The 7,011-nt window shown below is 36.4% G+C and carries 6 protein-coding genes; 1 reads left to right on the top strand and 5 read right to left on the bottom strand.

The genetic code is table 11. The features are described from left to right. Positions 1 to 250 precede the first annotated feature (250 nt). The 5 genes from KDE13_RS05340 to mqnE are packed head-to-tail and all read right to left on the bottom strand — an operon-like array spanning position 251 to position 4,948. A complete protein-coding gene (locus KDE13_RS05340) occupies positions 251 to 892 on the bottom strand; it encodes a pilus assembly FimT family protein (RefSeq protein ID WP_212143040.1) in 642 nt (213 codons plus the stop codon). Further along, complete coding sequence (locus tag KDE13_RS05335; protein WP_212143039.1) at positions 889 to 2,094, bottom strand: glycosyltransferase family protein; 1,206 nt, start codon at positions 2,092 to 2,094, stop codon at positions 889 to 891. The genes KDE13_RS05340 and KDE13_RS05335 overlap by 4 nt, the downstream gene beginning before the upstream one ends. A gap of 12 nt (positions 2,095 to 2,106) precedes the next feature. Next, entirely contained in the window at positions 2,107 to 2,547 is a 441-nt protein-coding gene (locus tag KDE13_RS05330) for a phosphoribosyltransferase (protein WP_212140960.1), read from the bottom strand. A gap of 8 nt (positions 2,548 to 2,555) precedes the next feature. Beyond that, a complete protein-coding gene (locus tag KDE13_RS05325) occupies positions 2,556 to 3,869 on the bottom strand; it encodes an NCS2 family permease (protein ID WP_212143038.1) in 1,314 nt (437 codons plus the stop codon). A 17-nt stretch (positions 3,870 to 3,886) separates the two neighbouring features. Then, positions 3,887 to 4,948, bottom strand: coding sequence for an aminofutalosine synthase MqnE (gene mqnE, locus KDE13_RS05320; protein WP_212143037.1), 1,062 nt, complete (start codon positions 4,946 to 4,948; stop codon positions 3,887 to 3,889). A gap of 235 nt (positions 4,949 to 5,183) precedes the next feature. Here mqnE and glmS point away from each other — a divergent pair, with 235 nt between their 5' ends. After that, positions 5,184 to 7,001 (top strand): glutamine--fructose-6-phosphate transaminase (isomerizing), encoded by a 1,818-nt coding sequence (gene glmS, locus KDE13_RS05315; RefSeq protein WP_212143036.1) that lies wholly within the window; start codon positions 5,184 to 5,186, stop codon positions 6,999 to 7,001. The last annotated feature ends 10 nt before the right edge of the window (positions 7,002 to 7,011 follow it).

Here is a 7,011-nt window from a genome sequence, read left to right as displayed (position 1 = left end):
AAAGATATTTAGTTTTTTATCTAACTCTACTTTCCAAAGAAAGCCTGAGTTAAATATGGCTCAATCGATCACTTGTTTAGATTTCAAAGATTGACTAATAGTTTAACATTGTTAAGTTAAAGAACAACGATAAATAAAGAAAAGGCTTTATTAACATGTAAGTTAAAGGTGGTTTCTTAATTCGTGAGCTGGAATTATATACAAGGGAAGCTTAAAGTATGTTGAAAACATAATACAAAAACAAAATATTTTATAAAATTTGATATTTTACAAATCCAGTCTCTTTTAAAATAGTTATCTTTGCTTGGTTTCCATTTTTATCAAATAATGTTATAACACAATCCTTGCTTAACATTTTATCCGTTGCTCTAAGTGCATTTTGCATGGCGGAATGAGGTCTGCCAAGGTTGTCGAAAGCTATACTAGTAGATCGCTGTCCGCAATTTGTCAGTTTAACGCTATTTATGCCATATGTTTTTGTCAAATTTAGCTTTTTATTTAGCTTTTTATCATCATAATTTTGCTTTTGAAAGCCAGATATTAGTTTCTTTTGAGCATTACTTGGGTCATTTGCTACTTTATCTAACGAATTTGGATTACCACTAAAAGTGCTTCTACGTCGCTCATCAAAAAACACAGCATATCGCCAAACAGCACCGCTATTTTCACTATAAAAATATATCCGCCAATAACCCTTATACCACTCATCTTCACTAAGGCTAAATTTATCATCGCTAACTGCGAGATGTTGTGTATATCTAATGTGAGATACAATCTGCTCGGTAGCAAGTTTTAGACTATTACTTTTCATCTTTGGTGCAAAAATAGCAGAAAGAATGCTAATAATAACTAAAACAAAAACAATCTCTATAAATGTAAAAGCTCTTCTCATATCGGCACGATATCAAAACTAGCTATGAGTTTATCAAATTTTTCTATCTTTATCTGCGATGTTTTATCTAAATTTGTATCGATAAGCTCTTTTTTCGCACTATCGCTTGCATATATGCCATAAAATTTAAGTCTTAGTCCAAGCTTATAATCTCGAACGTAAATATCTGTCTCACCAAGCTTTTTAAGCTCATCTGAAAGCTCACGTACTATGTGAAATTTATAAGCAAAATGGCGGTCTGGGTGGTGCATGATTGTATAAAGCAAGGGGTTGAGTGCTAGAGTAATCGAGTTGAAATATAAAAATACAAGAACAAGAGCAGTAAAAATTTTATACTTTTTTCTAAATTGTGGCAATCTCACACGATAAGAGTTAAAAAATACACGAACCATGATCGGTGTGGCGATTAAACAAAACGGCAAAAACTCTTCTAACTGAAGTCGCTGACGAATAGATATAATCATACAAAAACAAAACGAGCTAGTAGCTATGAACCAAAGTAGCTCTTTGCTCTCTTTAACCCAAATTCTATAAAGCGTATAGATAAAAAACAAAAAAACAAACGGCGAAAAAACTGCCGCAAAAATACCAAACGTGTCGATGAAATGTCCGCTAGGTCGCCCGCGTGTGTCAAAGCCAAAAAGGTAAAAACTAAACAAAAGCAAAAGCCCACTCACCCAAGCAAGGCGTATATTTTTGCGATTTGTCGCAAAAAAGAAAAATGCAAGATAAAGCACCATAAAATCGCGATCTATAGCTACAAGTGATATAAAAACAATATAAAAAAGCAGATAAAATTTAGAGTGATAAAGATATACAACAAGTAGTGTTAGCATCATACAAAAACCAGCATTATCTACGACTACACCACTTGTTAAAGTGCCTGGTAAAAGAACAAAAAGTATAACACTAACGATACGATCAAACTCAAATTTTATATAAAATTTGCTAATTTTATACAGTAGAACAATACTAAGAATATTAAAAATAATCATTGGTAGACGCAAAGCAAAATCATTACGTCCAAACACCGCACAACTAGCTCTTATGATATAACTTATTGCATTATTTTTTTCAAAAAATATTGACGCTTCGTAATAACTTATGCTTAAATTTGAAACACAAAATACCAAAAATAAAGCGTCAATAAGGCAGATGAGAGTAAGTGTTAAATTTTTATGTCTTAGCATAAGCTCTCTCATCTTTTGTCTCCATTAAATATGTATATCCCAGAAAAACTCAACCCATTCGTGAGCCTCTTTAACACGATAATCAGGCAATAAAAGTGCCTTTTTCTTATAAAAAATAGTAGCTATTTTTATCTGCAAATGTGGATAACTTTTTAGTAATTGACGTTTAATCTCAACCATACTTTCGCCACTATCGATAATGTCATCTACAAGTAAAATTTTATCAAATTTAGATAGATCTGGGACGTTAAAAACGCTAATTGTGTCTAGCTTATTTGTATTTTCATAGTGGATAGAATTAAGCGTAAAAAGGTTACGATTATCAAGTGCAACAGCGAGTGAATGTCCGAGTGTAAGTCCACCACGAGCAACTGCTAGTATCACATCAGGAGCAAACTCCTCCTTTATCTCATATGCCATTTTAGCAACATCAACCGCAAATTCTTCATATGTGTAAAATACCATTCTCTCTCCTAATGAACCAAAAATACTAATAGGCTAATGAGTGAAAGCACAACTATACCGACGCTTATCTCTCTCCATTCACGACGTAAAATTTTAATGATAATATAAGCCATAAAGCCAAAAGCCAATCCATTTGTGATCGAGTATGTCAAAGGCATAAGCATAACGATAAAAAATGTCGCTACAGCCGTAGCTGGATCTTTTAAATTTACACTTGAAATTTCACTAAACATAAGCACGCCAACCATTACAAGCACTGGGTATATAGCATTTGACGGAATAGCCTTAAATAAAGGCAACATAAAAAGCGTCATAGCAAACAATGCTCCACAAAATACTGCCGTAAGTCCAGTACGTCCACCCTCTTCTACACCGCTCGCACTCTCTACAAATGAGGTAGTAGTGCTAACACCTATGAGTGAGCCAGCAACAGTAGCGATAGCATCAGCTTCAAGCGTCTTTTCTAGCTTATGGATACCTTCTGAGCTATCTTCGCTAAATATCCCTGCCCTAGTTCCTACGCCAGCAAGCGTACCAATAGAGTCAAAAAGATCAGTAACGAAAAACACTACTATAACAGGCACAAGAGCAAGGCTTAAATTCCCAACTGCGTCAGAAAATATGCTAGTCATATCAAATTCTAACAATATCGGTGAGATTGATGCTGGAAGCGAAAAAAGCTCAGTTGGATAAGGTGCAATACCAAAAAACCAAGCTATGATAGATGTCGCAAAGACTGCAAGTATAAACGCTCCTTTAAGTCTCCATACCCAAAATGCAACGACAAGAACTAAGCCTATAATTCCTAAAAGTACATTTGGCTCTTTAAAATTTCCAAGACCTACAAGCACTACATCATTATTTGTCACAATGCCCATCTGCTGAAGTCCGATAAAACTTATAAATGTCCCAATACCAGCACTGATAGCACGTCTTAGATCAACTGGAATTGATTTTATAACCCAAATTCTAAAATTTGTAAAGGACAACACCACAAAAATAACACCACTTAAAAAAACTATGCCAAGCCCAGTCTGCCACGGCACATTCATACCTATACAAAGTCCAAAGGTAAAATAAGCATTTAGCCCCATACCAACGCTCATCGCCACTGGCGTGTTTGCCCAAAGTCCATTAAATATCGTCGATAATATCGTAATAAGTGCAGTCGCTGTTATGAGTGCATCTAATGGCATACCAGCTTGACTCATGATAAAAGCATTTGTCGGTACAATATACATCATCGCCAAAAATGTCGTAAAACCAGCATTAAACTCCTGTTTTACGCTGGTTTTATGCTCTCTAAGTTTAAAAAAGTCCATCTCAACCCCCTTTAAATTTAATAAATTTTTATCTCATTATAAAGACTATCACGCTCAACTGGCACAAGTCCAGAGCTACGTATGAGATCGCAAAATGTCTTTGTCGTTGCTCCGCTCGCACTAGCTGCCCCAGCCGCACTTTGTATGCTCTCTTTTTGTATTGTGCCATCTATATCATCGGCTCCAAACTCTTGAGCAATGAGAGCTAAATTTAGTGTAGAAGTAGCCCAATAAGCTTTGATATGTGGGACATTATCAAGCACAAGGCGAGATATGGCGATAGTCTTTAAAATCTCAACCGAACCAAGAAATGCAACATCTTTTAAGTAGTTATTCTCACGCTGATATACAAGCGGTATAAATGCGTTAAATCCACCGGTCTCATCCTGTACCGAGCGAATCCTAAGCATATGATCTATGCGGTTTTCACGGCTTTCAATGTGCCCAAATAACATAGTTGCATTACTCTGTCTGCCCTTATCGTGCCACATTTTATGAATTTTTAGCCAATTCTCTGAACTTACCTTACCTTTACAAATTTTCGCCCTTACTCGCTCATCAAAAATTTCAGCTCCGCCACCAGGCATACTATCTACGCCATATTCTAGCATTTTTTCTATCACCTCATCATAGCTAAGTCCATAACGACGAGACAAAAAGTCAATCTCAGCCGCAGTTAGTGCTTTAATGTGGATTTGCGGATATTTTTGTTTTATTTTTTTAAAAATTTCTAGATACCACTCCCAGCCACTTGTGGCATTGTGAGCCGAGACGATATGTATCTCTTTTACGCCTGTTTGCACAGCTTTATCTACGATAGACATTATCTCATCATGGCTCATTAGATATGGATTTGGGTTTTTCCTGTGTGCTGAAAATGCACAAAATTTACAGACATCAGCACAGATATTTGTTGGATTGATATGGCGGTTGATGTTAAAAAAGACCTTTTTGCCATACAGCTTTACCCGCCTTGCATTTGCAAATTTAGCTAAGTCAAATAGTTCTAAATCATAAAGCCCAAATACCTCTTTGGCACTCAAACGCTCACCGCTTTGTAATTTATCAAGTAGTTTCAAATTTTATCCTAAGCTTATTTTATGGGGTGATTATACGTAAAATTTCCTTTGTTTTTGCAAAATTAGATATAAATTTATAAGTTTATTGGTTCAAATTAGAAGTTACGCAACTTTTGTACTCACTTTGTTTTTAACTTAAAGCAAAAACGTCTATAAAATTATAAATTTATTTTTGATTATTGGCTTTAAATTTAAAAGCTATGCTATAATTTGCAAAAATTTACAAAGGTAAAATATGTGTGGAATAATAGGATATATAGGTGATGCCGAAAAAAGGAGTGTGATATTAAATGGCTTAAAAGAGCTTGAATATCGTGGATATGATAGTGCTGGTATGGCGGTGATGAGCAGTGGTGAAATAAGTTATTTTAAGGCTGTAGGTAAGCTTGAAAATTTAGCCGAAAAGACAAAAGAGTATAGCTCAAATGGCTTTGGCGTAGCGATAGGTCATACACGCTGGGCAACTCATGGAAAACCAACAGAGATCAACGCACATCCGCATCTTGGAGAATTTAGCTTTGTCGTGCATAACGGTATTATTGAAAATTTTAAAGAACTTAAAGATGAGCTTAAAGCAAAAGGGGTTAAATTTGTTAGCCAAACAGACACCGAGGTTATAGTACATCTATTTGAAGAGACACTCAAAGAGCGTAGAGATAATGATGTTTTTAAGGCATATGAAGCGATGGTTGGGCGGCTAAAAGGTGCTTACGCGACACTGCTTATAACAAAACTTGCTCCTGATAAAATTTTCTTTGCAAAAGAGGCCGCTCCAATGGCGATAGGTAAAAGCGAAGCAAAAGAGCTATACTTCGCCTCATCAGACGCACCGCTCATCGGCGTAGCACGTGATGTTTGCTACCTAGATGATAAAACCTATGGCTTTGTAGGCATTGACGAGATTGCTATTTTTAAAGATGGCAAGGCTTTAGCTCAAAACTTTACACCACTGCCAAAAGATAAGAGCTACGCACAAAAAGAGGGCTATAAATTTTTTATGGAGAAAGAAATTTATGAGCAAAGTACAGTCGTAGCAGAGACACTTATGGGGCGTGTGAAAAACGGCAAAGTCGTGCTAGAAAATTTAAGCAATGAGTATCTAAAAGAGCTTGATGACATCGTGATTTGTGCATGTGGTACGAGTTATCACGCCGCACTTGTGGCTAGTTATTTATTTGAACGCTTGGCAGATGTTCGAACAAAAGTTGAGATAGCTAGCGAGTTTCGATACCGCAAACCAAAGCTAAACAAAAATGCTCTTTTTATAGTCATCAGTCAAAGTGGCGAGACAGCTGATACGCTTGAAGCCCTAAAAATCGCTAAAGCAAATGAGCTAAAAACTCTAGCCATTTGTAACGTAGATAACTCATCGATAGTCCGCATAGCTGATAACACTCTACTAACTCGTGCAGGCATAGAAAAAGGCGTGGCTAGCACAAAAGCGTTTGCTACGCAGATTATCACACTTTGGCTACTTGTGCTTCAAATAGCACAAGCCAAAGCGACACTAAATAAAACCGAACTAGACAACGAGATCAAAGCCTTACTTCATATACCGCAAATTTTAAACATAAATACGAGTCTACAAGAGAAAATGAGACGCCTAAGTAAGCACTATATGCACGGACATGGATTTTTCTTTATCGGGCGTGATATATTTTATCCACTTGCACTTGAAGGTGCTTTAAAGTTAAAAGAAATTTCATACCTTCACGCCGAGGGCTACCCATCTGGCGAGATGAAACACGGACCAATCGCACTAGCTGATGAGAAGCTATTTACCATTGCACTTATGCCACATACGCTTTTGTATGAAAAAACTAAGAGCAATATTGAAGAGCTTGCAGCAAGAGACGCATATATCCTAGCCATCAGCCCTGAAGAGTTTGAGCTAAGTGATGACTTTATTAAAACAAGTAAGCAAGATCACCCTATGAGCGAGTTTTTTGAGATGATGATCGCACTTCAACTCTTTGCACTTGAAGTAGCCATAAGACTTGGAAATAACGTGGATATGCCACGAAATTTAGCAAAATCAGTAACAGTAGAGTAATCTAAAGGAG

It is taken from the genome of Campylobacter anatolicus (assembly GCF_018145655.1).
Lineage (GTDB): Bacteria > Campylobacterota > Campylobacteria > Campylobacterales > Campylobacteraceae > Campylobacter_A > Campylobacter_A anatolicus.
The sequence above is the reverse complement of the archived record's forward strand: the minus strand, read 5'-3'. Positions and strand labels throughout refer to the sequence as shown.